The sequence below is a fragment of the Niabella drilacis genome, assembly GCF_900101395.1.
GTDB lineage: Bacteria > Bacteroidota > Bacteroidia > Chitinophagales > Chitinophagaceae > Niabella > Niabella drilacis.
In genome coordinates this window covers 199,840-225,900 of the sequence record NZ_FMZO01000002.1, presented here as the reverse complement: position 1 = coordinate 225,900, position 26,061 = coordinate 199,840, and the positions used below count along the sequence as shown (strand labels likewise).

18 protein-coding genes and 1 tRNA gene are annotated in these 26,061 nt (G+C 48.6%); 4 read left to right on the top strand and 15 right to left on the bottom strand.

The window, feature by feature from the left end:
* The first annotated feature begins 39 nt into the window (after positions 1-39).
* Positions 40-351 carry a winged helix-turn-helix transcriptional regulator gene (locus BLS44_RS04335; RefSeq protein WP_090388822.1) on the top strand — a complete coding sequence of 104 codons (312 nt, stop codon included), beginning with the start codon at positions 40-42 and terminating at the stop codon, positions 349-351.
* Between the two features lie 225 nt (positions 352-576).
* On the opposite strand, the gene BLS44_RS04330 is transcribed toward BLS44_RS04335, so the two are convergent.
* The 6 genes from BLS44_RS04330 to BLS44_RS04300 form a co-directional block, all read right to left on the bottom strand.
* Positions 577-2,109: a family 43 glycosylhydrolase gene (locus BLS44_RS04330; protein ID WP_090388821.1), complete on the bottom strand. Its 1,533-nt coding sequence runs from the start codon at positions 2,107-2,109 to the stop codon at positions 577-579.
* Between the two features lie 630 nt (positions 2,110-2,739).
* Positions 2,740-2,828: transfer RNA gene (locus BLS44_RS04325), tRNA-Ser, on the bottom strand.
* A 134-nt stretch (positions 2,829-2,962) separates the two neighbouring features.
* Complete coding sequence (dnaA, locus tag BLS44_RS04320) at positions 2,963-4,396, bottom strand: chromosomal replication initiator protein DnaA (protein ID WP_090388820.1); 1,434 nt, start codon at positions 4,394-4,396, stop codon at positions 2,963-2,965.
* A gap of 431 nt (positions 4,397-4,827) precedes the next feature.
* Positions 4,828-5,448, bottom strand: coding sequence for a DsbA family protein (locus tag BLS44_RS04310; protein ID WP_090388818.1), 621 nt, complete (start codon positions 5,446-5,448; stop codon positions 4,828-4,830).
* 248 nt (positions 5,449-5,696) lie between these two features.
* The gene (gene clpB, locus BLS44_RS04305; protein ID WP_090388817.1) at positions 5,697-8,300 is read right to left on the bottom strand and encodes an ATP-dependent chaperone ClpB; all 2,604 of its coding nucleotides are present in this window, start codon (positions 8,298-8,300) and stop codon (positions 5,697-5,699) included.
* A 245-nt stretch (positions 8,301-8,545) separates the two neighbouring features.
* On the bottom strand, positions 8,546-10,639 hold the full coding sequence (locus tag BLS44_RS04300; RefSeq protein ID WP_176954312.1) for a family 20 glycosylhydrolase: 2,094 nt from the start codon (positions 10,637-10,639) through the stop codon (positions 8,546-8,548).
* On the opposite strand from BLS44_RS04300, the gene BLS44_RS26450 reads away from it, so the two are divergent.
* Positions 10,631-10,915: a hypothetical protein gene (locus tag BLS44_RS26450; protein WP_176954311.1), complete on the top strand. Its 285-nt coding sequence runs from the start codon at positions 10,631-10,633 to the stop codon at positions 10,913-10,915. The two genes, BLS44_RS04300 and BLS44_RS26450, sit on opposite strands and share 9 nt — an antisense overlap.
* Here BLS44_RS26450 and BLS44_RS04295 read toward each other — a convergent pair.
* The 6 genes from BLS44_RS04295 to BLS44_RS04270 form a co-directional block, all read right to left on the bottom strand.
* Positions 10,903-12,012: a DUF4998 domain-containing protein gene (locus BLS44_RS04295; RefSeq protein WP_090388815.1), complete on the bottom strand. Its 1,110-nt coding sequence runs from the start codon at positions 12,010-12,012 to the stop codon at positions 10,903-10,905. The two genes, BLS44_RS26450 and BLS44_RS04295, sit on opposite strands and share 13 nt — an antisense overlap.
* Before the next feature lie 28 nt (positions 12,013-12,040).
* Positions 12,041-13,240: a DUF4959 domain-containing protein gene (locus BLS44_RS04290; RefSeq protein WP_090388814.1), complete on the bottom strand. Its 1,200-nt coding sequence runs from the start codon at positions 13,238-13,240 to the stop codon at positions 12,041-12,043.
* A 25-nt stretch (positions 13,241-13,265) separates the two neighbouring features.
* On the bottom strand, positions 13,266-15,164 hold the full coding sequence (locus tag BLS44_RS04285) for a RagB/SusD family nutrient uptake outer membrane protein (protein ID WP_090388813.1): 1,899 nt from the start codon (positions 15,162-15,164) through the stop codon (positions 13,266-13,268).
* Between the two features lie 29 nt (positions 15,165-15,193).
* Complete coding sequence (locus tag BLS44_RS04280; protein WP_245729095.1) at positions 15,194-18,577, bottom strand: TonB-dependent receptor; 3,384 nt, start codon at positions 18,575-18,577, stop codon at positions 15,194-15,196.
* A gap of 212 nt (positions 18,578-18,789) precedes the next feature.
* Entirely contained in the window at positions 18,790-19,983 is a 1,194-nt protein-coding gene (locus BLS44_RS04275) for a FecR family protein (protein ID WP_090388811.1), read from the bottom strand.
* 90 nt (positions 19,984-20,073) lie between these two features.
* Positions 20,074-20,664, bottom strand: coding sequence for an RNA polymerase sigma-70 factor (locus BLS44_RS04270; protein ID WP_090388810.1), 591 nt, complete (start codon positions 20,662-20,664; stop codon positions 20,074-20,076).
* A gap of 230 nt (positions 20,665-20,894) precedes the next feature.
* Between BLS44_RS04270 and queG the strand changes: the two genes are divergently transcribed.
* Complete coding sequence (gene queG, locus BLS44_RS04265; RefSeq protein WP_090388809.1) at positions 20,895-21,827, top strand: tRNA epoxyqueuosine(34) reductase QueG; 933 nt, start codon at positions 20,895-20,897, stop codon at positions 21,825-21,827.
* 103 nt (positions 21,828-21,930) lie between these two features.
* Here the strand turns inward: queG and BLS44_RS04260 are convergent, their stop codons facing one another.
* From BLS44_RS04260 to sppA, 3 genes are all read right to left on the bottom strand, one after another.
* A complete protein-coding gene (locus BLS44_RS04260; protein WP_090388808.1) occupies positions 21,931-22,431 on the bottom strand; it encodes an SRPBCC family protein in 501 nt (166 codons plus the stop codon).
* A gap of 100 nt (positions 22,432-22,531) precedes the next feature.
* Positions 22,532-23,629 carry an ABC transporter permease gene (locus BLS44_RS04255; protein WP_245729094.1) on the bottom strand — a complete coding sequence of 366 codons (1,098 nt, stop codon included), beginning with the start codon at positions 23,627-23,629 and terminating at the stop codon, positions 22,532-22,534.
* A 133-nt stretch (positions 23,630-23,762) separates the two neighbouring features.
* Entirely contained in the window at positions 23,763-25,517 is a 1,755-nt protein-coding gene (sppA, locus tag BLS44_RS04250; protein WP_090388807.1) for a signal peptide peptidase SppA, read from the bottom strand.
* 114 nt (positions 25,518-25,631) lie between these two features.
* Here sppA and BLS44_RS27100 point away from each other — a divergent pair, with 114 nt between their 5' ends.
* Entirely contained in the window at positions 25,632-25,832 is a 201-nt protein-coding gene (locus BLS44_RS27100; protein WP_090388806.1) for a GxxExxY protein, read from the top strand.
* Positions 25,833-26,061 lie beyond the last annotated feature (229 nt).

Sequence of the window (26,061 nt, the reverse complement as noted above, 5' to 3'; positions counted from 1 at the left end):
TGCACCGGATAAAATTCTTTTGCAATAAGTCAGAAATTTATGACCACCAGGAATTTGACACAAGACGCGGGAACCTGCCCTGTGCAGGGGCTTCTGAAACTGCTGTCCGGCAAGTGGAAACCCGAAATCTTCCGCCTGGCCGTTGAAGCACCCTTACGATTCAGTGGACTGTTGCGTCAAATCCACGGTTCAAACAGGCAAACATTGTCCCTTGCTTTAAAAGAACTGGAAGAAATAGGTTTGCTGGAAAAGGTGGTCATCAAACCAAAGCCCTTACACATCGAGTACCATTTAACCGAAAAAGGAAGGGCCCTGGTGCCTGTCTTTTTACAATTGGAAACCATATTATAGACAGGGTAATCCTGTGGAAGGATCTCGCGCCCCCAGCGCTCCCATCTGAGATCTGAAGGCAGGGCCGCCGCAAATCTATTGTGCATTTTCTTTTGCGGGCAGGACCGGTATGCCTACTGCATAAACACTACGAGCTGAAGGCTGCCGCGCTATCCCCCGGAAATAAGAACCGCAAAAAGGGGAAAGAGTCAACTCCCCCAAATCGGGGCAACCGTTGATCCACCCCTAAAAATACCGGATCCGGAAAAAGCCGAAAGCCGCGGGGCCGGTCCCCTGCTGCAGCAGCCCGGGCCTGGAACTCCTGTCCCAGGGTGGCAAAAATTGCGAGATACCGGCGTCTGCAACGCGCACTTCATTCCAGCTACGCTGGTTGCCGCTCCAATAAAATCCGAGCCGTTGCCCGTCCGTAACCGTCATTTTTAAATAACAGGTAGGCAGCCCGTTTACTTTAACCCTGCCCAATACCCGGCGGATATTATCTTTTACACACCAGACCTCGATGCTGTCATTTTTAATGCCAATACCAACGGCCTGGTCTGCATCGGCATAAACAGTGAGCCCTTTCAACGCACTGTTGCGGTTGAGGACTGCCGTTGTCATTTCATAGTTTCCATAATAAGGTCTTACTGTAAGGGCGGTACCTGTCCTGTTTTCCAGGCCCGCCGTTCCTGACAGGTAAAGCCTTCCTTTCCCCGGCCTGACCAGGGGTTGTGTATGCCTGAAATCCCATTGCCATTCCGGGCCCAGGGATCCCTTGGAAAAATCATCTGAAAAGTCCCTGACCGGCTCACCCGCAACAGGATCAAAAGAAGGCCATCCCGTCTTCGTATCCCAGTTCAGCCGGGCCAGCATCCCCTGCCTCCCGGTATGCACATCTGTCCTGTTATTGTAAGCATGAAAAAGATAATAATCAGCCCCGTTCTTACCCGTTACCACCGTACCATGCCCGGTACATTTCCAGCCATCAAAAGCAGCCATTACAGGATTCCCTTCAAACCGGGTGTAAGGGCCTTTTAAAGTCCGGGACCTTGCCACATTTACATGATAACTGCATTGCAGCCCGCAACAGCCGCCGGCAGAATACAACAAATAGTAATAATTATTGCGCCGCACAATACACTGCCCCTCCATGCCTTTCCGGTCGTCATCCCGCAACAGCATAAAAGCCTGACCTACGGTCTTCAATCCATCCTCAGATAGTTGATACCCCAACAATTCTATCGGCCGGTTATCCAGTCCGTATGCCTTAAACGTAATATACCATACCCCGTTTTCCTCCACCATAAAAGCATCGATTGCTTCTTTGCCAAACTCCACTATAATACCCCGGTCTGTAAAACCCTTTTCCGGGTCATCGGATGTGGCCACGCCGATACAGGAGATGCCATCCGATTTTTTCCGCGCCGTATAATACACGTAATAAGTGCCCTTTCTATACAATAACTCAGGAGCCCAGAAAGATGATGATGTCCAGTCCGGAGCCTTATTGAAAATATAGCCCGACTGTTTCCAGTGAACAAGATCTCCGGATCTGAACAGCGGGTAATGCGGTGCCCATTCCGACGAAGTGCCTGTAGCATAGTAGATGTTGCCAACCCGGATCACCGAGGGATCTGCAAAATCTCCATGAATAACCGGCTCAACAGTATCCTTTACGGCCCGGGAACAGGGAGCAAACGGCAAGGCAGGGCGGGCTGCAGCGCAAATATTTAAAACGGCAGCTAAAACTATCAGGCACAGCAAACGGGTAATATACATAGCGTAAAATTAAGGAACGGATGTTATAATCGCCGGAGCAATTCAGATCTTGCCTCCCCACCTGTGCGCCCGGGCATACGCAGGCGAAGTAGTTCTTAAACCCATTTAACTTTTTTCAGGTCCGCAACGTTCAACTTTGTATCGTCTATCATAAGATTCATATGAACAAAAAGACGGTACCGGTTTCACAACTCTTTTTAAGGATAACGATCAGCACACATCATCAAACAGAGCATTAAACGATATGCAGGTTCAGGGAATAAATTTGCACGCTTTTCAAATGTCAAAGCCGGCCAATTGCCTTCCCTTTACCCTTTTGCGTTCTTCATTCCTTTCTCTATTAAAAGATGCATTGATCCTGTTCGCCAAAAGATCGGGGTTCTCCAATTTGCGGGACCAGGAAAATGGGCGCTCTTCACGACAGGCTGTTACAGAGATATCAATACACGGCGGTTTACGCGCCTTCAAATAGCATGATCTTATAAACCTGACAGGGCCGGAAAAGCAAACAGCCCAAAGCATTGCATTGCGGGGCTGTCTTTTATGATTTGAACCGCACCCATTATACAGGTTGTACCAGCTATGGGCACAAACAAAAAATGCTCCCGGAGGGAGCACTTGTTTTGTTTGCGGTGAGGGCGGGATTCGAACCCGCGGTACAGTTTAACCCGTACGGCAGTTTAGCAAACTACTGATTTCAGCCACTCATCCACCTCACCAATAATATAAGAGCTTTTGTTCCGGTCTCTTGCCGTTTCCCTTACAGGGGCTGCAAAAATAGAGAAACTCAACTATATAAACTAAAATTTATACGCAATTTCACTAAAAATATATGAAAAAGTTTCCTGCAGAATTACATGGCAGCCAGCTGCACCTTCTGGTGCAGTTCCAGCACGTTTTCACGGAAAACGGCATCGGTATCCATCAGGTCCTTCACAGTCTGGCAGGAATGGATAACCGTTGTATGATCCCGCCCGCCAAAATGTTCTCCTATTGTTTTGAGGCTGTTCTTGGTAAAGGACTTGGCCAGGTACATGGTGATCTGTCTTGCCTGCACGATCTCCCTCTTCCGGGTTTTCTGCAGGAGCTTATCGTAGGGTACATTAAAGTAGTCGCAAACCATCTTTTGAATGGTATCGATCGTGATCTCCTTGCTGGATGATTTGATAAAGTTCCGGAGCACTTTCTTAGCCAGGTCCAGATCAATCTCCCTCCTGTTTAATGATGATTGTGCCAGTAAAGAGATCAATGCGCCCTCGAGTTCGCGTACGTTACTGTTAATATTATAAGCAATGTATTTTACTACCTCCTTTGGCATTTCCAACCCGTCCGTTTTCATTTTCCGCTCCAGGATCTCGATACGGGTTTCATAATCCGGGATCTGAAGATCTGCGCTCAGGCCCCAGCGAAAGCGGCTCAGCAGGCGTTCCTGCACTCCTTCCAGGTCTTTGGGTGATTTGTCTGAAGTAAGGATCAGCTGTTTGCCCGACTGATGCAAATGGTTGAATATCGCAAAAAAGGCATCCTGTGATTTTTCTGCTTTGCTGAAGAACTGCACATCATCCACGATCAGCACATCGATCAGCTGGTAAAAATGAATGAAATCGTTGATGGCATTGTTCCGGCTGTGGTCCATAAACTGGTTAATGAACTTTTCGGAACTTACATAAAGTACGATTTTGTGGGGATGGGTTTTCTTAACTTCATTACCAATAGCCTGCACCAGGTGGGTTTTTCCGAGGCCTACCCCGCCATACACCACCAACGGGTTGAATGAATTAGCGCCCGGCTTTTCCGCCACCGTTTTCCCGGCGCGACGGGCCACACGGTTACAATCGCCCTCAATATAAGCATCAAATGTATAATTGATGTTCAACTGCGGATCGATTTGCATCTTTTTAATGCCCGGGATGACAAAAGGATTCTTTACAGGGTTGTTGATCACGAGCGGAAAATCCATTTCGTTATTTGAATAGGTTTTATATCCCGTTCCTGTAACATCCATAGTGAGCGGTTTGTTCTTACTATTGCCGCTGTCTACCATAATGCGATACTCAAGACGGGCCTCCTTTCCCAACTCACGCTTCAATGTCTTAGCCAATAAATTTACGTAATGTTCCTCAAGATACTCAAAAAAGAATTGGCTGGGGACCTGGATCACCAACACATTATTTTTTAATGAAATTGCTTTTATAGGTTCAAACCAGGTTTTATAGTGCTGCCACTCAACAATGTCTTTTATAATCTTTAAACAATTAGACCAGATTTTTTCGACATTTTTCTCCATCAGAAGTTACCAAGTTTATTGATGCATTTACGATAATGTTTCTCCTAAAAGTCCAGCAAGAAACCATCTTCTCATAACGATAAAAAAAGTTTCGCGGGACAGCGAATATCCACATTTATTCAACATAAAAAAAATTTAATCTCCTGTTTTTTTTACGTATGGTACAAAAACGATTTTTTCTGATTGTTTCTTGAATTTTTTTCAATCAAACCACAGGATTCATAAATAACGCTGTCTTCTTAATAACCTGCAAGCCCCCAGGGTGCTGCTTAACAGTTAAGCGGAAAGCCTGACAGCCTGAACGGCCGAAACTCTTTACAGTAAAGGGTTTCGGCCGTTCAGCTTCTTTTTTTCCGTCCTTTCTCCGGTAGCGGGGGACAACGATCAATAACGTAAAAAATTCCGAAAGACGGGAAGTATATTAAAAAAAATTATTTTGTTTTTACCTTTGTTTTTACCGGGGCCTTGGCGCTTTCTTTAGGTTTTGCTTTGGCCTTGTCTGCGGGCTTTTTCTTCACTCCTTTTAAGGCCTCATCAATAGCCTGGCTTAACAGCGCATACGTGGTTTTTCCCTTTACAACCTGCCCGTTCACAAAAAAAGTCGGCACTTCTTTTACCCCCAGGTCAAGACCATATTTGAGATCGTCCTGCACCTGCCATCCATAGGTTCCGTTTACCAGGTCTTCCAGGAAATTCTTATTATTAACACCTGCTTCTTTTGAGTGCAGCTTTAAACTGGTAGTACCCAAATTGCGCCTGTTTTGGAACAGTACATTATGCATTTCCCAGAACTTGCCTTCCTGCGCAGCAGCAATAGCTGATTCGGCAGCTTTTAAACTCCGCTGATGAATTCTTGTTTGAGGAAAATGGCGGAAATTAAGTTTAACCTGACCGTCGTAATTTTCAAGAATCTGTTTTACAACTTCGTTGGCCTTTGCGCATTCTTCACTCTCATACTCTCCAAATTCCATCAAAGTTACGGGCGCATCCTTCTTACCTACAAAGATGTCCTTAGGCTCAATAATTTCCTCAGCTTCTTTCTTCAGACTCATACAATTAAAAAATTTATCTGGTTTAGATAGGCGGTTCGATTTTTAAACTTTTAAAAATCAACACATAAATACAACAAATATCTCAAAAAAGCGGTTGAAGATAATTTTTTTTTTCATCTTACAAATTTTTTCTTTTCGGCAGAAAAAGGGCTTACGTAAAAAGCTGGCTATCAAATAAAAACAGAACTTTCCAGGTGCTCAGGCAAAAAAAATCCCCGCGAAATGCGGGGATCTGTTTTGCTTTTTATCTAGCTGCTCTTATTATCGTTTCTGAAAACAACGGTATTGTCAAAAACATCCACCAATACCGGCCGCGACCGGTCCAGATCGCCCTGCAGGATCCGCTTACTTAGCTGGTTAACGATCTCTTTCTGGATCAGCCTTTTCAGCGGCCTTGCACCAAACTGGGGATCATAGCCCTGCTCCGCAAGGAACTCCAGGGCATAATCGCTGAATTCGAGCTGGATACCGTTCTGGGCTACCAGTTTCTTCAACGCTTCCAGCTGTATCTTCACAATATCCACAATGTCTCTTTTCAGCAGCGGATGGAACATAATGATTTCGTCAACCCGGTTCAGGAACTCGGGGCGGATGGTTTCGCGCAATAAGCTCATCACTTCAACCTTTGCTTTTTCCGCGGCTTCATCTACATTTTTTTCATTCACATCCTCAAATGCATTTTGAATGAGATGACTGCCGATATTGCTGGTCATTATAATAATGGTGTTCTTGAAATTAACGACCCGGCCCTTGTTATCGGTTAACCGGCCATCATCCAGCACCTGTAATAATACATTCCACACATCCGGGTGCGCTTTCTCGATCTCATCCAGCAGCACCACACTGTAGGGTTTCCGGCGTACGGCCTCGGTCAGCTGCCCTCCTTCTTCGTAACCTATATATCCCGGAGGCGCCCCTACCAAACGGCTGACCGTATGTTTTTCCTGGTATTCGCTCATGTCGATCCGCGTCATCATACCTTCGTCATCAAAGAGGAATTCTGCCAGTGCTTTTGCCAGTTCTGTTTTACCCACGCCGGTGGTACCCAGGAAAATAAAAGACCCGATGGGCCTGCGCGGATCCTGCAACCCGGCACGGCTTCTGCGCACTGCGTCTGCCACCGCCGTTATAGCCTCATCCTGGCCTACTACACGCTGGTGCAAATGCGCTTCGAGCTGTAACAGGCGTTCCTTATCACTTTGCAACATCTTTGTTACGGGGATGCCGGTTGTTTTTGCCACACTTTCTGCGATGTCTTCCGCATCCACCTCTTCTTTTAACAGACGGCTTTCCGCTGAATTATTGAGTTCTGTGGTAAGCCGGATGATATGGGCTTCTTCTTCTTTTATTTTACCATACCGGATCTCTGCTACTTTCCCATAATCCCCGTTCCGCTCTGCCCTTTCCGCTTCCACCTTATAGTCTTCGATATTTGCCTTACCCGCCTGGATCTTCTCTACCAGTTCCTTTTCCTCCTGCCATTTGGCTTTGAGGGTATCGCGTTCAACGGAAAGATTGGCAATATCCGTGTTGAGCTGTTTTAATTTTTCCTCATCATTTTCCCGTTTAATGGCCTCCCGTTCGATCTCCAGTTGCCGGATATGCCTGTTCAGGCGATCCAGCTCTTCGGGCATGGAGTTCATCTCCAGCCGCAATTTAGCGGCACTTTCATCCACCAGGTCAATGGCCTTGTCCGGCAGGTACCGGTCAGTAATATACCGGTGCGAAAGTTCCACTGCTGCTATAATGGCTTCGTCCTTGATACGGACATGATGGTGGGTTTCATATTTATCCTTTAATCCCCGCAGGATCGAAATAGCATCATCCACGGAGGGCTCGTCTACCAATACCTTCTGAAAGCGCCGCTCCAGGGCTTTGTCCTTTTCAAAGAATTTCTGGTATTCATTCAGCGTGGTAGCCCCAACTGCTCTTAATTCACCCCGGGCCAATGCCGGCTTCAGGATATTGGCTGCATCCATGGCCCCCTCACCTCCGCCTGCGCCTACCAGCGTGTGGATCTCATCAATAAAAAGGATGATCTCCCCATCGCTGCCGCTGACCTCTTTTACCACGGCCTTTAACCGCTCTTCAAACTCTCCCTTATATTTGGCCCCGGCTATCAGCAACCCCATATCCAGCGCATAAATGATCTTCGATTTAAGATTCTCCGGTACATCCCCGTTGATGATCCGGTGCGCCAGCCCTTCCACAATTGCCGTTTTACCAACACCCGGCTCACCTACCAGGATGGGATTGTTCTTGGTACGGCGGCTTAAAATATGCAACGTGCGCCGGATCTCCTCATCGCGGCCGATTACAGGATCCAGCTTCCCCTGCCGGGCCAGTTCATTCAGGTTCTTGGCATATTTATTTAACGCATTGAACTCCTGCGATTGCGTTTGTGAGGATACAGTGCCCCCCTTCCGCAGATCTTTGATGGCCGTTACCAGTCCTTTTTGCGTAAGCCCTGCATCCTTAAGCAGTTTGGCAACCGCATCATTGCCCTCTACAATTGCCAGAAGCAGGTGCTCCGGAGTGATAAATTCATCGTTGAATTGCTTTAGGGCAGCACCGGCCCTCAAAACCACGCTATTGGCATCCCTGCTGATCTGCTGGGCCGGCTCTCCATTGGTTGTGGGCAGCTTGGCCAGCAGCTCATCGAGCTTGGCATGCACCAGGTTGATGGTCACATTATTTTTTTTGAGCAGAAAATCGACCGGCGAATCTTCCTGGTCCAGGATCGCCTTTAATATATGCTCTACCTCTATGTTCGGATTTTTAGCATTAAAGGCCAATTGCTGGGCCTGTTGAAATGCCTCTGCTGCTTTAATTGTAAAATTTCCTAAGTTCATAATTTGTTGTTGTTAATGGTTACAGGTTCCCCTGATCTTACCCCGGAACTTCGGGGTGGATGTGTTCAGACATCCGGGATCAGCGACCTGCTGCCGGTACCAACATAGCAAATCAAAATCCAAGCCGGTTTTAGCGGAAATTTTGTCAGGAAGCACCCCTTCAAACTGACTATAATTCAGTCAGAATAAATACTTTATGCAATTATTGCAGGAAAATTAGTTACCCGCCGGAAGAGCGTTCTTTTCTACTTTCCGGGATCGAACAGCCAGCCGGTGCTTTCCCGGTTTAGTTCCCCCTGCGTTTTTTTTAAGGGAATAACGGTAAACATAAGTTTGGGAGGCACCTGCCAGTCCTTTAACGGGTCAAACTGGTCTACGGGAAGTTTCACCAGAATGCTGTTCCACCCTTTATGAACCACTATTTTCCGGGGCGGGCGGATATAGAACATTTCATCTACAAGCGGGTCTTCAAGCAGCCCGCTTTTTCGCCCGGCAAATTGGAATACCGGCGGATCGATCCGCTGCCGGTTGATCCAGATTTTGCTTTTATTATAGTCCCATTCCCCCTTCGGAGGCGTTGCATCCGCGCCGGATTTTGACTGGTCCTTGGTGTCGAGCCAGAAATCGACCGTTCCTGAAACCGGGCTGAGGAAACAGGTATAGGCATACCAGGTAGTCTGGGTTCGGGGATCCTGCACCCAGGCGCCTGTAAGCGGATAGTGCGTATGCCAGAGCCAAACCGTACCGCCGGTAACCGGTATCCCGGCCGAATCTTTTAATGAAGCGCCCCCTTGCTCCGGCCAGAACGACTGCCCCAGGTCCCCGTTATTTTTAAACGGCCCTAAAAGCTTCCAGCGGATACCCGTTTGCTTTACATAGTTAAATGGCAATGCGGCAAAATGTTCCCGTTTATGATCCAGCAGGCGCTGCTCAAAGTCTTCAAAATCCTTTATACGTTCCGGCTTACCGGCTCCAATGGCAAAAGAAACTCCATCATAACCTCCCCCGCGCCAGCTCCGCTCGGCAAATGTAAGCATTGCAGGATAGAGGGTATTCTGTATCAAAAGATCCTTTTGATCTGCTACCCTCCGGTCATTCCATAAGCAGATCTCGGCGCCCAGCAAATTTTTATTCCCATGATCCTGCTCAAAAAATTTACGGTTAAAAATCGTGACCACCGTATTCTCCGGGTCCATATCACTGATGTAAAGGAACCGGGAGTCGATGTATTTTCCAATCGTATCATTTTTATAATGCCGGTCTTCCGCCTTCCACAAATGCTGCATCGTTTTGCTGCTTTTGGCCTCCCCCGGGTTCCAGGCGATGACCTTTTTTCCACAGGAATCCAGCAATGCTTCAGCTCCCGGAACAAAATTTTTATTGGTGATGGACACCTCATCGGCACCGATATGTATATAGGGCACATCATAAGTTGCACAGACCTCTCTTAAAATATCCTGCATGATCGCAGCCCCACGGTCGCTTTGCATATTTGTGCCCATGGACCGGGTAAATGCCTCGCTATGACCCGGCATATCAATTTCCGGAACCAGCGTTATAAACCGCTCCCGGCAATAGCGGATGAGTTCCTTCATATCCGCTACGGTATAATAATCCCCTTTATTGCGCGTCATATTCGCTGCTGCCGTTAATGCGGAATATTTCCGGATCTGTAGTCTCCACGCCACATTCTCAGTAAGATGAAAATGAAAGATATTGAGCTTATATGCCGCCATTTTATCGATCTGCTGTTTCAGCTGATCCACCGACTGAAAATTACGCCCCACATCCACCATGTATCCCCTCCAGGAAAAAGCCGGGTAATCTTTAATGATACAACCAGGGATCCGATTGTTGCTGATCAGCTGCCCCAGTGTCTGCAAGCCATTAAAGACGCCGTGTGTGGTATTGGCTATCAGCCGTACACTACTTTCTGAGCTCCGGATCTGGTAGGCTTCTTCTGCATGATAAGGTGCCTGCAGCTCATCCAGTCCTATCAAGATATAGCCGGTCTCCTTTGCACCCGGATGTCCCTGTTTGACCGTAAGCTTTTTTAATGCCGCCGGCCGGAACCGGGCTACAACGGACGCCAGCGCTTTCTGCGGCACATAGATCGTTTGGGCTTTGGACAGATCAAAGCGGTCCTGCGTCCATTGCAGTTCCTGCGGAAGCGGGATGAGGGCCGGCGGGCCGCTCCGGGCAATAGAAGAAAAGGAACAAAAAAGCACATAAAACAGGAAGACCGTACGCCTGCCAAAGCAAACAAGGTACCAGCACCGCGTACGGGCTTCTCCTGTCCGGCCGCTGCTGCGGGCCTTTATCCTGATATAATGGTTCATGGCCAATCCTGTGATATTGCTGAGGTAAGGGTGCGGGCAAACCCCTTCCATCTAAAGAAGCTTTTTAACAATGCCCTGCTGAATGTAACTCAAAATCATCAATTGCCTGTCCTGAACATTCATGAACACCTCTTTTTAGGGGAAGACCGGTTCTGTTCCGGAAGGGATGCTATAAAACTACACGCAGCGCTTCCCGCATCATTTGCCGGTTGCAATACCATTCGCAGAAGCGGTACCAGGGAAACGCCATCTCCGCTGATCCCTCAGAACCCATAAACACTCACCTCGCCCAGCACCATATAAGCCTGGGGACCGGACAAACCAACAAATTTGAAATACCTGGACTTCGGTGCATTTGCAATATTATACATTTGTTCCCCATCAACAAACCGGTTAAAATTAAAAACACCCAGGTCTGTCCAGCTTGTGTTATCATTGCTGACCAGGAGCTGAAATTTATCGGGGCCCCGTTCATCACCATTAGGCGCGTCTTTATTGGTTCTTTCCACGCTGAATTTGGAGATCGTTATCATGGAGCCCATATCCACCACAATAAAATGCGGATAGGAGGAGCCCGACGCCAGGGTATGCCAGCGGGTTGTAAAAGTACCGTCGATCAGGTTGGTTGCTGCATTGTCTGCCCCCGGGTGCTGGGTAGAGAATGCCACTACTTTCCACAACGATTTATCCATTTTGATATCTGCTATTGCCGACATGGGGGTATAAATAGTGTCGATGGCCGATGTGTCCGCTTTATAAAGCGTTGTATACCTGAAACCCGTAGTATCGCTGTAATCACTGATAATAGTATTCGTTTCATCGTTAGGAACAAATTTTTCCTTTGCCTTACCTGCCACGTCGGTATAAAAGATCTTTACCCCTACCGCGCCGTTATATACAGCCGCGGCTCCCCACTTTGCATTAAATGTTCCCGAACGGTAAAAGGCGGATTGCAGGAAGCGCTGCGAAAGGCCCGACAGGTAGGTATCGCCAATAGAGCGACCGGTGATCTCCACCGGTACGGAAGTGTTTCCGTTCTTATCAAAAGTCTGGATCACAAATGTATAATACTGCTCCAGTAATCCATTGATGACGGTACGGACCGTATCCTGCTGCGGATTTACGGTTATCATCACAGAATCGGCATAGTTGTTCCAGTAGATCTTTGCTCCTGAAACATTGGGGTCCGAAGCCTTTACCCAGGCTATCTGAACTTTATGATACCCTGCATAAGCGGCTGCATTCCTGGGTTTTTCCACATAAACCCTTCCCCCGGGTACTACAAAATCTTTATAGCTGTTGTCTATTTTGGTACAAGCGGCGCTCAGCAATAATAATAACACGCCTATTGAGAGCTGGTACTTATGATTCATTGTTACTACAATTTTAGCCTTTGTTAATTTATTGAATAACGCCCCAGAAGCTGATCTCCGGTAGTACTACCTGGCCGATAGGCCCCGAGCTGGCATAGGTGGCAACGGTTTTAAAACGGACATAACGGTAGGTTCCCTGCAGATCCACCGGGAAATCAAAATCGCCCCCGTTGGTTACCGAATAGTTGATATCATCTGCCGTTACCTGTCCCTGCGGCAACCCGGAAGGCTTTACAAATTCAAAGCTGCTCAGTTTGGTCCAGCTATCCCAGCTGCCGTCTGCCGCCGGGTTATTGGAGCCCCATATCTCAAAAGCTCTTACGCTGGCGCCTGCAAAGGGCGACTCAAAATAGTGCCATACCTTCATCCGGCTAAACCGGATGGTAACCCCCAGGTCCAGTGTGATCCACTGCGGAATATCGAGCGTGTGACGGGAGGCAAATATTCCGTCGTACCGGCCGCTGCCCCAAATGCCGTCATACACATGCGGCAGGCTAAAGCTTTCCACATACTGGTATCCGTCGTTGGGCAGGTACAGGGCTTTCCAGGTATTCTTGGGAATGAACTGTTCAAACAGTGGTGTAATCATTTTTTGCAGGCTATCGGAATGGTTGTTCCATCGGTCGCGCAGGTATACGGCAAACCGGTGAGGCGTTGCATCAAATCCCCTGACAGAAAAAACACCGGTGGTAGCTGCCGAATAATAGGAGCGTACTTCCTTCCAGGTTCCGTTGCCGGTACTATCATAGAGCAGCGTTGTAACCAGGTTGGTACCAGTTGGGTTTTCATATTTTACCGACACCCCGCCGAAGGCCGGCGCCACTACAAGCGAATTAAAAACGGAAGCTACCGGTGGTGTCAGCGGCGTAAGATGAACAGTAACCGGCTCGGATCTCTTTTCATTCTTTCCCACGCTGTAAACCGATATGGTGCGCTCCCGCGTATCGCCAAACCCTGTTATTTTGAGCGTATCATTAAAAATCGAGGTCTTCGTCTCGCTTTTAACACCCGGCTGCAATTCATACTCTGCTTTTACATAAGACAGGTTGGGGTCTACCGGCAGCTTATAGAGGATGTACCCCCCGCCCGGAGTAGGCACCACTTGTATATCTGTAATAGGGGCCGGTGCCGGGGCGCCCGGATCTGTGTAGTTGTAAACGGCTTCTTTGCCGCATCCTGCCAGGATCAGCAACGCCAGCAATGCCTGTACCCAATATTTTCTTCTCATATGATATTAATTGAAATGAATATTTTTACCAGCCAAGATTTTGAACCAGGTTCCTGTTTGCCGTTAGTTCCGCTTCGGCAATCGGCCAGAAGTAGTCCCTTAAGGTAAATTTCTGTGTAAACAGGGTTACCGGGTTATAATAAGCCGCAGCCTGCTGCTGGCTTATATCCCAGCCGCGCAGGTCGCCGTTGTATTCCCGGATGGCGTCGTCCTTCCACCTGCGTGTGTCCCAGAACTTATGCCCTTCAAAAGCCAGCTCCAGGTTGCGCTCGCGATGAATGATACTGCGCATGCCGTCTTTCGTGGTGAACTTTGCGGAGTTCCTGGAAAAATTGGTCCATGCTGTTTGTACGTCCGGGATGCCGGCCCTTTGTCTTACGAGGTTCACATACTGGTAAACATCGGCCGTCGGTCCTTCTACTTCATTTAGTGCTTCCGCATACAACAGGTACAGATCGGCCAGCCGGATCATTGGCCAGGGGTAGGAAAGCACGGTATAAGTACCGGTATTCCCGATCACATTTTCGAAGTTGATGCATTTTTTAAAAGTATACCCCGTAACAGGACCATAGGCCGGGTTGGCCAGTCCGTTGAATTGGCCTTTTTTGCCCTGGATGTAAAACAGGTTGAGGGGGTTGCTGTCATCAAAACGGCCCTGCCCGTACCAGATCCCGCCATCAAAGGCCAGGTCGGCATAAAAGCGCGGCTCCCGGTCAAAATTCAGTCCTGCTGTAACATAGCCCTGGCGTACATACAGTCCTTCCTCTTTTGTTGCCGTCCGCAGGTCGTACCGGCTGTTGTAATTATAGGTTTTGTCTTCCTCGATCGGGACGCCGTTCCTGCTGTAAAAGGACTCTGCTATTTTTAACGGTGCATCCAGGATATTTTGTACCGCCGTGTTGTCGCTGAAAGCAGGATCCCACCGCAACCCGGCTGCGGCCTGCACGTAGCCGGCCAGGCTTTGTGTATTGGCCCAGATGATCTCGCTGTTCCATTTGACCGCCATGCTGTTGCGAAGGCTGAGCTGGGTTTGAATGGTACTGGTCAGTTTCACTCCTTTGTAAACCGGGTCCATCGTGTAGAGTTTATACCCCAGGGAAGTACACAGGTCCACAGCCTCTTTACAGGCGGCAGCCGCTTTTTCCCATTTTGCCGGATCAGCTGCCTGGGTAAACAATGGCCCTCCATCCCTGTTTTTAAGACCGGCCTGATCGGTATTGCCGTTGAACAACGGGCTGGCTGCAGTGACCAGTACTTTTGCCCTGAAGGCATAAGCCACGGGACGGGAGATCTTGCCCAGCAGGTCCTGCCGTTCAATAGCATCGGGCAGGGAATCCCTGGCTTCATCCAGCAGCTGGGCAATATACCCGAAACAGGAATCCACCGGCATGCGCTTTACCTTTGTTTGTTCCATGGGCGCATCTACCGGAAGGTTTTCTTTTACCAGCGGAATGGGACCATAGGCCCGCACCAGGAGAAAATGATAGTATGCTTTCAGGAATTTCACTTCTGCGATCCAGTTGGTCCGCTCCCAGGGGCGCATACCCGGCACGCTGCCGATATGTTCCAGGAATATATTGCAATCGCGGAGCGCTCTGAACATGGCCCCCCAATACTGGTCATTCCCAATGGGCGTTACAAAATTCTGGTTGCCCCGCGCAATCCCAAACATATATCCAACGGAGCCCCAGCGGGACTGAAGCGGTATCAGCTCATCGCCCCCGGTAAGACCGGGATTCACGTTCACTTCGGCGTCCCTGGGCATATAGGAGTAACAGGTGAACAAAAATTTTTCTGCCTGCTGCCTGCTGGTAAAAGCATTCTCAATGGTTGCAATCTTATCGGGCACTATGTCCACATATTTTTTGCAGGACGCTGCTGCTATGATCAAAAGTATTGTGCTGTAGAACAAAATTCTTTTCATATATCTGTTGAATTTATCTGCCGGAAGAATTAATTAAATGTTAGCTGTATACCCGCATTGTACACTTTCTGGATCGGGTAACCAAGACCATTTCCGCCCATCTCCGGATCCCATAATTTAAAGTTGCTGAAGGTAAGCGGGTTCATGGCATTTACGTAAATCCGTAAGGTAGAGGCGCTGAGCTTTTTTAATATGTTCCTGGGCATGGTATACCCCAGCTCTACCTGTTTCAGCCGCAGGAAAGCACCGTTCCGCATAAACCAGGTACTGATCTTTGTATTATTGGCGTGAATATTTTCGCTGAGGCGGGGCCAGATGGCATAAACATTCTGGTTCTCTTCCGACCAGTAACTGTCGGCATAGGCCTTCAGCACCTGTGTGCCAGCCACAAAAGGTGCCGTTCCTGCATACCGCCCGTTATTATCAAAACCAGCCACATTGATCCAGAAGGATTCGCGTGCAATACCATTAAAGAAAACAGAAAAATCGATGCCCTTATACCCGGAGGAAATACCAAACCCGTAGTTGATCTCGGGGTTGGTGGGGTAGCCAATAGGTACCTGGTCGGCCTCGGTTATCTGACCATCTTTATTCACATCAAGGTATTTGATATCACCCCCAAGTACCGGGTCTGTAGAATTCTGCCGGGGCGCATTGGCGGCCTCCGCATCATCGATAAACAACCGCTCCGCTATATATCCGTATACCTGGCCAATGGACTGCCCTACGTGAGAGCGGTACTTATCCTTATAGTCCGGCTCCTCGTATACATCATAGCGGCTTTTTGCATAGGTAAAATTGGCCAGGCCCGATATCCAGAAATTGTCACCGATGTTCTTTTTATAATCCAGGGAGGCATCAATTCCTTTTGAAGAGGCCTTACCTACATTGGCCATGGTAGCGGCTGCAAGTCCCATGCTGGCCGGTACATAGCGTGTCATAAGGATATTGGTACGCTCTTGCTTAAAGAAGTCGGCCTTCAGATTCAGGTCTTCCAGGATCCCCATTTCTATCCCCAGGTTTTGCTGTTTCGATTTTTCCCAGGTGATGTTATCATTGGCATACCGGTTTACCTGTACCCCGCTCAACGCATAAGTGGTGGAGGCACCATCGCCAAATCCGAAGCTCGCTGCGCGGGAACCGCTGTTCATGTTCACGTTGGAAAGATAAAAGAAACGGTCCTGCGGACTGCCGATGGCATCGTTGCCCACCAGTCCATAGGTATAGCGCAGCTTGAAGTTATTGACCACCTTTTTGATGGGCTCAAAAAACGTTTCGTTGGAGATATTCCAGGCGATCCCCGCCGATGGGAAAAACCCGAAGCGCTTATCCGTAGAAAAACGCTCGGAACCGTTATAGCCAAAATTAAATTCCGCATAATACCGCTCATTGTACCCATAAGTAGCCCGGCCGGATACCCCAACATTCCGGAAGGGCAGGGAGAGCTGCAGATCGCCGGCATTGCCGTTGAGCCGCTGGTTCATCATGTATACCAACAACCCGCTGATATTATGTTTACCGCCAAAAGTACGGTTGTAGTTGAGGGCAGACTCCAGGTAAAAGAAGGTCTGCACCGTTTTGGGGCCTTCACTATAGCCGAGATATTCCGTACCGGTTTGCTCATTGATCGGCAAAAGCGAATAGGTATTATTTAAAAGGTCATACCCGCCCACTTCGTAATAATAGGGATTGTAAAACCGCGACACATCAAAGTAGGACAGGCGGTTGGTGTTCATCATAGTGCGCCAGTTCAATCCCTTGGTGATAGCGCCCAGGTCCTGCTTTAATTCCAGCTGTGCCAGCATAAGCGACCGGGAATAATCCTTATACCCTCTTACCATTTCTGCGTAAGGGTTCAGCATACCGGTTTTGGTAGTTCCGCCAAACAGGATATGATTGGCGTACTGGTTGGCAGAATCCGGAGCAAAAAAAGCCGGGTACATGGCGGGGTTGGCATGCATCACCGCGTAGTACATGGCATCGCCTCCAAGGACCGGACCGGTATAGTCGTCAAAATTGCCATTCAGACGCACCGTAAGCAGGGTGGATTTGGTAACATCAATATCAATATTGGAGCGCAGGGAATAGCTTTTCAGGCTGATATTATTATTAAAATTATTCCGGTTATCCACTTTCAGCACCCCGTTATCCCGGGTCATTGAGCCCGATACAAAATAACGGGCCACCCCACCGCCACCACTCACATTCAGATAGTAGCGCTGGTTCATCGTCTGCTTTTTGAATAGCATCTCCCGCCAGTCTACGGCCGGAAAAATATAGGGATTGGCACCGGGCTGCGCCGTGCGCTCAATTTTCTCCTGCGAGTACAGCAATTGCAGGTTGCCCCGGGTAGCTCTTGCTTCATTGGCCATTTTCATATAGGTAACAGGGTCTGCCAGCTCCAGGTCCCTGGTAGGCATGGATACGGAGTTCTCTGCATTCAGCGATATCTTCGCTTTACCCACTCCCCCCCTCTTGGTGGCGATCAATATGACCCCGTTGGCTCCCCTGGCACCATAAACCGCCGTGGAAGTGGCGTCCTTCAAAATAGAAAATGAAGCAATATCTTCCACCCGCAGGCGGGCCAGGTCTGTTGTGGTCACTTCAATTCCGTCGATGAGGATCAGCGGGTCTTTTTTATACCCGAACGTGGTAACGCCCCTTATAAAGAACTGTGCATTATCATTGCCCGGTTCTCCGGACCGCTGAAAGGCGATCAGGCCGGCGATACGGCCGGCCAGTGCCGTAGTGAGGTTGCTGGCCGGGATCTTTAAATCGGACGGAGTTACGGAAGTGACGGCCCCCACCATGTCCTTTTTCTTTTGCGTGCCAAAACCGACAATCACCACTTCTTCGATCTTTTGCTTTTCAAGATCCACCTCCAGGGTAATGGTGATATCCTTTGCCGTCCCCACAGCGATGGTTTTCTGTTTGTATCCCACATAGGTGATCATCAGCGAGTCTGTTTCGGCATCCACTTCAATCATAAACTTACCATTCAGATCAGTAGAAGCGCCCCGGTTCGAGTTCTTAACGGAAACAGAAGCCCCGGCAACCGGCTCCCCCTTTTCATTGATCACTTTACCGTTCAGCACCCAGGAAAGCGGCACTACATATTGTTTGCGGCTGGTGATCAGGATCGTTTTATCCATCAGCTGATAGCTGAAGGGCTGATCGGCAAAACAGACTTCCAACGCCTGTTTTAAAGGAACGTTTTTCAGGCTGAGTGACAGGTTCCGGGCATTGTTCAACTCCTTCACATCAGCTAGGATCGAATACCCGCTCTGCTGGCCGATCTGTTCCATTACTTTTTTAAACGGCTCATTCCTTGCTTTAATGGTTATCTGCTGTGACCAGGCCGATGCACCTGCCTTCAGGCAGAATGCCACCAGTAGCAAAACGGTCAGTTTCATCACTAAGAAAGTTTTAGATTTAATTGCTCCGCAAGGAAGAAGTAAACGGACAATCCTGCGCAGCACATTGCCCCCGCTATGAATGTTAAAATTCATACATTTGTATTTGTTATGGTTTTAGATAATATGACTACAACGTTCTGTTTTATCTTGACCTGACGCCGCCGGAGGTGTTCCCGCACTTCCGGTTTTGTATTAATAGGTTCTTTGTTCTATTCTGTTACATATATTTTTCTCCCTTCTGTTTTAAAGTGAATATTGCCCACGATCTCCAGCATTTTGAGCACTTTGGCCAGTTCGGTCTTTCTTTCGATGGTACCATAGAGTAACTTATCGGGCCGGTGGTCATAGACAAACTCGACATCATACCATTTACTCAACTGATCCTCCACCGTTTTAAAATCGGTATTGTCAAAAATAAAATAACCATCTTTCCAGGCCACTGCAGCCTCCGCATTCCGCTTTGCTTCAACAGCAATATCCTGCTCATCCTGAGCGGTTCTTGATTCCTGGCCAGGCTTTAAGATCTTTGTTGTTTTCCCATTGGAAAGGCGGATAGACCCCTCCAGCAACGTAGTTCTGATTACCGTATTATCTGTATTGGTGTGTACCACAAAATGCGTTCCGAGTACCTCTATCACCTGGCCACCGGAAAATACTTTAAATGGCTGCCGGGCATTCTTTGCCACTTCAAAATACACTTCTCCCCTGGCCTGCACCCGGCGCTCCTGTTTTGAAAACATTACGGGAAATCTCACCTCTGAAAGGGCGTTAAGCCAAAGCCGGGAACCATCCGGGAGTACGACCCTGCATTCTCCGCCAACCGGGGTACTAAGGGCTGTTTTTAATGCTTCCGGCACTGTACGATCCTGCGTCCCGGGCAACAGCGCATACCGGATAGCCCCGTCTGCCATTCTTGAAATAACAAGCCCGTCCTTTTGATATAAGACGCCCTTAGCATCCTCATCCAGGTTGCGCACGGTCCCGTCCGGGAAGGTAAGTGTTGCCTTTTCTGTTCCCGGTTTGATCAGTCTTGCCTCCGGGCGGCCCTGTTTTTCCATTTGAACAGGCTCCTGTGTATAAAACCAATACAATCCTGTGCAGACCAACAGTACCGCAGCAGCAGCCCAAACGAAGTTCCTAATCCTGAAGAGCCCATGCGCCGGCTTTTCTGCTGCCGCTGTTTGCAGCAGCAGTTCCCTGATCCGCCGGCTCTGGTGTTCTGTGATCTTCAGGTTTCCCGTTTGCTCACCTTCATTGTACCTGCTCCGGATTTCGGCCAGCAGCAGGCGGTTAGACTCCCGGCCATGTAAAAAGTCCATTAGCTGTGCTATCTCTTCCGGAGAGCACTCATCGTTCGTATACCTCTTAAGGAGGTCTTTATAATAGCGAATATCCTTCTCCATTGGCAATGTGGATTTAGCCGTTATTTATTATAATATCCCTGGAATATAAAACCGGGTGGGTCCTCTACCTGTTTTTTTTGGAATGAGGGGCTACATGCAGGAAAGGACCAGGAAGAGCAGCAGCGACTGAAAGTCAACATACTTGCTTATATGCAATTTTATAGCTCTTGTTGCCAGTACCATATGTTCTTTCACGGTGTTTTTAGAAATGCCCAGCTCAGCGGCAACGCCATCATAGGTCTTCCCCTCGTCCCTGCACAGTTTAAACACTTTCCGGCGCTGTACCGGCAGTGCATCAATCGCGTCGGTCAGGATGTTTTCGTATTCCTTCCAGGTCAGCCGCTCTTCATCAGACGCCGTTTTTGCGCCGGCACCCGATGCGGCCATAATTCGTTCCCGGAACTGTTGCTGCCGGGCATTCTTTTTAAGCGCTTTAAATACGCAATTCCTGGAAATCTTATACAAATAGGCCTGCAGCGACTGCTCACTGTCTACCCGCTCCCGTACTTTCCACAACGTAAGAAATACTTCCTGCAAAATATCTTCTGCGAGTTCAGGAACTTTTACAAAGCGGATCACAAAGGAATACAGGCGCTCATGATACAGATCATAGATCCTGGTATAAGCCAGTGTTTCTCCATTTTTTAGTCCTTTAATAAATGTAATTTCTTCCGTTTTCATCTGACGCTATATAAGACAAGCATTGGTATATTTTTTCCGGGTAGGGATCCTGCTAAAGTTAGTTAAAAAGTACAGCTATCCATCCTGTACTGTCATGGCTCTTGCTCAAAAATCATTCAAAGCTGTTGGCTCCCCGTTCTGTCCTGAAAAAAAGTATACTCCTGCCGCGTAAAATCAGGAGGAAAATAAATTTTAGGCCCTGTTACAAGGGAAGCCAGTAATTTTACCCGGTGAATCCGGCCGCAGCACATACCCACCTTATTAAGCAGTACAGCAGGGAACTCGGTTTCAGTTATTGTGGCATTGCAAAAGCGGTGCAGCTGGATGAAGATGCACGAAGGCTGGAGCAATGGCTATCCAAAGGCATGCATGGCAGCATGCAGTATATGGAGAACTACTTCGATCTGAGGATCGACCCGGCAAAGCTGGTCCCGGGCGCCCGGTCTGTGATCACCCTGCTGATGAATTATTTTCCGCAGCAGCAACAGCAAACAGACGGACCCCGTATTTCCAAATACGCCTACGGTCATGACTACCATGAAGTGATCCGCGCGCGGCTGAACATCCTTCTCCAATACATCAGGGAACAGGTTGGTGAGATCAATGGCAGGGGTTTTGTAGACTCTGCTCCGGTGCTGGAACGCAGCTGGGCCCGGCAAAGCGGGTTGGGCTGGATCGGTAAGAACGGGAACCTGCTGGTAAAAGGGGCCGGCTCTTTTTACTTTATTGCGACCCTCATCACGGATCTTCCGCTACAGTACGACGACCCTTACAGTGCTGATTTTTGCGGCAGCTGCACAAAATGCCTCGATGCCTGCCCCACGGGGGCCATCCTGCCCGGCAGGGTCGTTAACGGCAGCCAATGCATCTCCTATTTTACGATTGAGTTAAAAGATGCGCTGATACCCGACGCGGTTAAAGGGCAGTTTCAAAACTGGGCCTTTGGCTGCGATATCTGCCAGGATGTATGTCCCTGGAACCGGTTCAGCAAACCGAACCAGCAGCAGGAGTTCACCCCCTTGCCGGAGATCCTCAATTTATCCACCACGGAATGGGAACAGTTTTCGGAAGAGCAGTTCCGGAAGATCTTCAAACATTCGCCTATCAAACGCACAAAGCTAAAAGGCATCCAGCGGAATCTCAAATTTATTAACAGCCACTGAAATTCCGGGGAATTTGAGCCCCGAAACTTCTCTGACATCAAACCCGGAACCGGCTCTTGATCCGCCTGGCGACATTGAGCCATTGCGGCCATTCCTGAATCCATCATTCCTGCATCTGCTCTTTCAGGCGCTTCAGCCCCGCTTCCATAAGCTGCCCGTAAGACCGGTCGACCAGCAGTCCGGCAAAGCGTTCCCAGGGGTACCATTTAAAATCAAAATCCATGTAGTTCTGAAGGGTCAGCGAGTCTGAATGGGCATAACGGATGAGCTTCCAGTTATTGAATACCGGCTGCGCTCCTTTTTTCATTTCAACGGTAACAAGCGAGTCGGTATCGGTTGTTACCTGCAGTTGCACATTCTTTACCGAAGCTTTCACGATCCGCCCGTTTTCGGTTACCGCCGCTTTCAGCTCGAGTGTGTCAAACCCCGGATACCAGCGCTCCCATTTCGACAGATCGCTCACCAGGTTCAATACGGAATCAGCTCCTGCATTCAGGTTTACAGCCCTGGATACCCGTACATGGGAAGGCAGCAGCAAGGTAACCCCGGTAAGGACCAGTAAAAGAACGACACCACTAAAAAACAACAGTTTAATATATTTCATGTTTTAATCAGATGACAGGAGACTTTAGACGATAGCCATTCGATATTAGACATCGAGGATCCGGAACTTTGAACCTGAAACTTTGAACAGCCCTCCACCCTCACTCCCACCGCATCGTTTTTGAAGTAACAAAATAAATGATCACGATCCATATGCCCAGGTATCCCAGCTCCCTCCAGCAGTCGTAAAGATGCAATCCTTCAAAAGATACTTTGCGCATGGCATCATTGAACTGGGTCAGCGGCAATAACCCGCACAGCTGCTGCATCCATTTAGGGAAAACATCAATGGGGAAAAAAGTACCGGAAAGCAGTATCTGCGGGAACCCGAAAACGTTGATCATGAGGGGAATTACTGTGTCATTTTTTGCAATACTGCTGATGATCAGCCCCACGCCCATCAGCAGGAACAGCATCACTACTGACAGCAACAGCATTTCAAAAAAAGTCAATACGCCGTGCACCAATGTAAAGTTCAGGAAGAAATGGCCAAACAGGATCAGCACCACTACGTTGATCAGCTGAAAAAAAAGCCGGCTCACACCAATGCCCACCAGTATATTCAGCTTCTTTACCGGCGAAGCATAAAATCGTTTCAATACCAGCTGTTCCCTGAGATTGAAAAAGATAAACGCGATCCCGAACAACGTAGAGAACAACACCGAAAAACCGAGCTGCCCCGGCAGCACAAAATCAATAGAACGGTATTTTTTGCCCGGAACGATCTGCGTCCGGATCGTATATGCCTTCCTTAGATGGGCCTGGTTTAACTGGATGCGAAGGCCCGTATAATCAATCGCCCGCACCAATGCCGGCAATGCGGCGGCTCCGGCCTCGCTGGTCCTCAACAGCACGGTGCTGCTTCCGGAGGAGTCCTTCGCATTCCTGATGAGCAGCACCGCATCCAGTTTACCTTTGCCCAGGTCGGCGTTCCGGGCTGCAGTGTCTGTATAATGCACCAGGTTCATAAGCCCGCTCTTCAAAAGACTATCGTAAAAAATGCCGGTGGTATCCCCGGCTGGGTCGATCGCCACCCTTCTTGCTGCCGGTGGCCGGTCGGTAAAAGCTCCGAAAATCAGGATAAAAACAATCGGGAAAAGCAAACTGAAAAAAATAGAGGATGGCTGGCTGAAAATTGCTTTAAAACTTGCCTTTGTAATGGCCCAGAGCGCCCGTGACTGACGATACTTCATTTCCATTCGTTGATGCGCGATTTATTCAGTTTACTATTTAAAATTCCCGCTCTTATTCTTTTACAGGATTCCTTCACCACTGACCATTGACTATGGACCATTGACTATGAACTATTGACTATGGACTATGGACTATGGACTATTGAACAAAAAACTCGAACGGCAGCCGGGCCTGTATACTGTTTATCATCTGTTTTACGGATCGCAGCTGCTGGTATACCCTGGCATATTCCGGGCCCAGTTCCTGTTTTACCATTGTTTCGGAACTATTGCTTTTGTTAAGCCCCAGGATGCGTTCCAGCAGACTCCCGTACCGGGGATATTCCTTTACGGAAAATTCCTTCAGACCGGCCTTTTTTGCTGCTGCATCGATCGCATCCTGCAGACCGCCGTAACGATCGATCAACCCGATCTCTTTTGCACGCAGCCCTGTCCACACACGTCCCTGCGCAATGGTTTCTATATAGGCGGTATCTCTTTTACGGCCTTCTGCCACGCGTTGTTTAAACTGCTCATAGATGCGCTCAATACTGCCCTGTACGATCTTCCGCTCCTGCTCCGTCATAGGATGGTCGATGGAGCCGGCATTTGCCAGAGGGCCGGTGCTCACGCCATCAAAGGTTACGCCCAGTTTGTTTTTCAGAAATGCGCTCATATCCGGGATCACACCAAATACCCCGATCGATCCCGTCAGTGTACCAGGCAATGCAAAAATACTGTCTGCCGCACAGGACATATAATACCCCCCGGAAGCCGCAACATCGCCAAAGCTCACCACCAGGGGCTTTACGGCTTTTGCCATTTTCATTTCCCTCCAGATATGATCGCTCGCCAGCGCACTGCCCCCTCCCGAATTAACGCGTACCACAATGGCCTTTATTGATTGATCCAGGCGGGCCTTGCGCAACAGCTCCACGTATGCGCCATCACTGATCACCCCCTCTTCTTCTTTACCATCTACAATATTGCCTGCTGCATAGATCAGTGCAATTTTTTCACCACTACCACCCAGGTCCTTATTCACCTGGGCATACTGGCCAACGGTCACAAAATTGATCCTGCCGGTACTGTCTATTTTCAACCGGCGTTTTAATTCTGCCTGCAGCTCGTCATCATAGCGGACCCCATCGATCAGGTTACGCGCTGCGGCGATCTGAGGTGTAACCACCACTCCTTCATTGGCCCATTGATGAAGGAGTGCCGTATCCAGCTTCCTGGCAACAGCTGTTTTCTGTAACAGGTCTGCATACAAATCATTCAGCCAGGCACGGGTCTGCAGCTGGTTTGCTTCGGTCATTTTTTCTGCGCGAAGCGGCTCGGTAGCGCTTTTGAACTTTCCTGCATAAAAGATCTGCGGGTTGATCTGCAGTTTATCCAGCGCGCCCTTTAAAAAGAGGTAGCTTACCCGGTACCCCACCCACTCAAAATCACCGGAGGGGCTTACATAGACCTTGTTGGCAATATTTGCCACGGAATAAGCCTTTTGTGTCATCGTATTTCCGAAAGCAATGATCTCCTTGCCGGAACCTTTAAAATCCGCCAGTGCCGTCCGGATCTCATCACTGGAGGCAAACCCGTTTGCATTGCCGTTTGCCACCAGGTAGATCGCTTTGATCCGGTCATCGGTCTTCGCCTTTTTGATCAAACGGAGCACATCATAAAGGGAGGGTGTTTCTGCCAGTGATTTTTCCTGCACCATCGATTGTATGTCACTGGAAGGCAGCTCCACATATGCCTCTCCCAGGTCTATCTTCAATACTGATTTATCGGAGATCACCGGGATGGCGCTTGAAACCGCACTGCCGGCCATTCCCATAAAAAAGAAAAACGCAACAGCGCAGAACACGAGGATCGCCAGGAAGGAGGCCAGGAATATTTTAAAAAAGGAACGCATATAATAATTTTAAGACCATCTTCTTTTGATGAAATGTCAAAATTAAAGATATTTGGCTTGCAGCGTCTTATGAAGTCATTTAAACTTATTTTTAACCACATAGATATATAGCCCATGCTGACAAAAAAATATCTGGGCAGCCTGGCCCATGAAATAACAGGTTACGCCATTGAAGTGCACAAAATCAAGGGTAGAGGGCTGCTGGAAAGTGTTTATCATCAATGCTTGAAAGAGGAGCTTTTGCATAGGAAAATACCCCGATGGCTATCGGGAGCGCGTCAGGATAAAAAACAGGTCTATTACCATAAAATGTAGTATGAATAAGCCTTTGGAAGCTAAAAAAGACCTGATCTTTTGATAGCAGGCGCAGCGCGCCGCAAATAATGGTAACAAGAACTTCCAGGGACTTACCCGTAGCCGCAACGCGGCGGGAATCTTTTCGGGGGAGACTTATATTACCTGTGCGCTGCACCTCCATTCCATCTCCTGTTCGTTGCTAATAAAAGCAACGCTGCACTGCAGCTTTTGCCTTTAACCACTATTC

Bases quoted from the DNA above. Each gene is read 5' to 3' on its own strand.
- BLS44_RS04335 (WP_090388822.1), top strand. From the start codon at position 40: ATGACCACCAGGAATTTGACACAAGACGCGGGAACCTGCCCTGTGCAG.
- BLS44_RS04330 (WP_090388821.1), bottom strand. From the start codon at position 2,109: ATGTATATTACCCGTTTGCTGTGCCTGATAGTTTTAGCTGCCGTTTTA.
- dnaA (WP_090388820.1), bottom strand. From the start codon at position 4,396: ATGGAGAAAAATGTCGAAAAAATCTGGTCTAATTGTTTAAAGATTATA.
- BLS44_RS04310 (WP_090388818.1), bottom strand. From the start codon at position 5,448: ATGAGTCTGAAGAAAGAAGCTGAGGAAATTATTGAGCCTAAGGACATC.
- clpB (WP_090388817.1), bottom strand. From the start codon at position 8,300: ATGAACTTAGGAAATTTTACAATTAAAGCAGCAGAGGCATTTCAACAG.
- BLS44_RS26450 (WP_176954311.1), top strand. From the start codon at position 10,631: ATGGTTCATGGCCAATCCTGTGATATTGCTGAGGTAAGGGTGCGGGCA.
- BLS44_RS04300 (WP_176954312.1), bottom strand. From the start codon at position 10,639: ATGAACCATTATATCAGGATAAAGGCCCGCAGCAGCGGCCGGACAGGA.
- BLS44_RS04295 (WP_090388815.1), bottom strand. From the start codon at position 12,012: ATGAATCATAAGTACCAGCTCTCAATAGGCGTGTTATTATTATTGCTG.
- BLS44_RS04290 (WP_090388814.1), bottom strand. From the start codon at position 13,240: ATGAGAAGAAAATATTGGGTACAGGCATTGCTGGCGTTGCTGATCCTG.
- BLS44_RS04285 (WP_090388813.1), bottom strand. From the start codon at position 15,164: ATGAAAAGAATTTTGTTCTACAGCACAATACTTTTGATCATAGCAGCA.
- BLS44_RS04280 (WP_245729095.1), bottom strand. From the start codon at position 18,577: ATGAAACTGACCGTTTTGCTACTGGTGGCATTCTGCCTGAAGGCAGGT.
- BLS44_RS04275 (WP_090388811.1), bottom strand. From the start codon at position 19,983: ATGGAGAAGGATATTCGCTATTATAAAGACCTCCTTAAGAGGTATACG.
- BLS44_RS04270 (WP_090388810.1), bottom strand. From the start codon at position 20,664: ATGAAAACGGAAGAAATTACATTTATTAAAGGACTAAAAAATGGAGAA.
- BLS44_RS04260 (WP_090388808.1), bottom strand. From the start codon at position 22,431: ATGAAATATATTAAACTGTTGTTTTTTAGTGGTGTCGTTCTTTTACTG.
- BLS44_RS04255 (WP_245729094.1), bottom strand. From the start codon at position 23,629: ATGGAAATGAAGTATCGTCAGTCACGGGCGCTCTGGGCCATTACAAAG.
- sppA (WP_090388807.1), bottom strand. From the start codon at position 25,517: ATGCGTTCCTTTTTTAAAATATTCCTGGCCTCCTTCCTGGCGATCCTC.
- BLS44_RS27100 (WP_090388806.1), top strand. From the start codon at position 25,632: ATGCTGACAAAAAAATATCTGGGCAGCCTGGCCCATGAAATAACAGGT.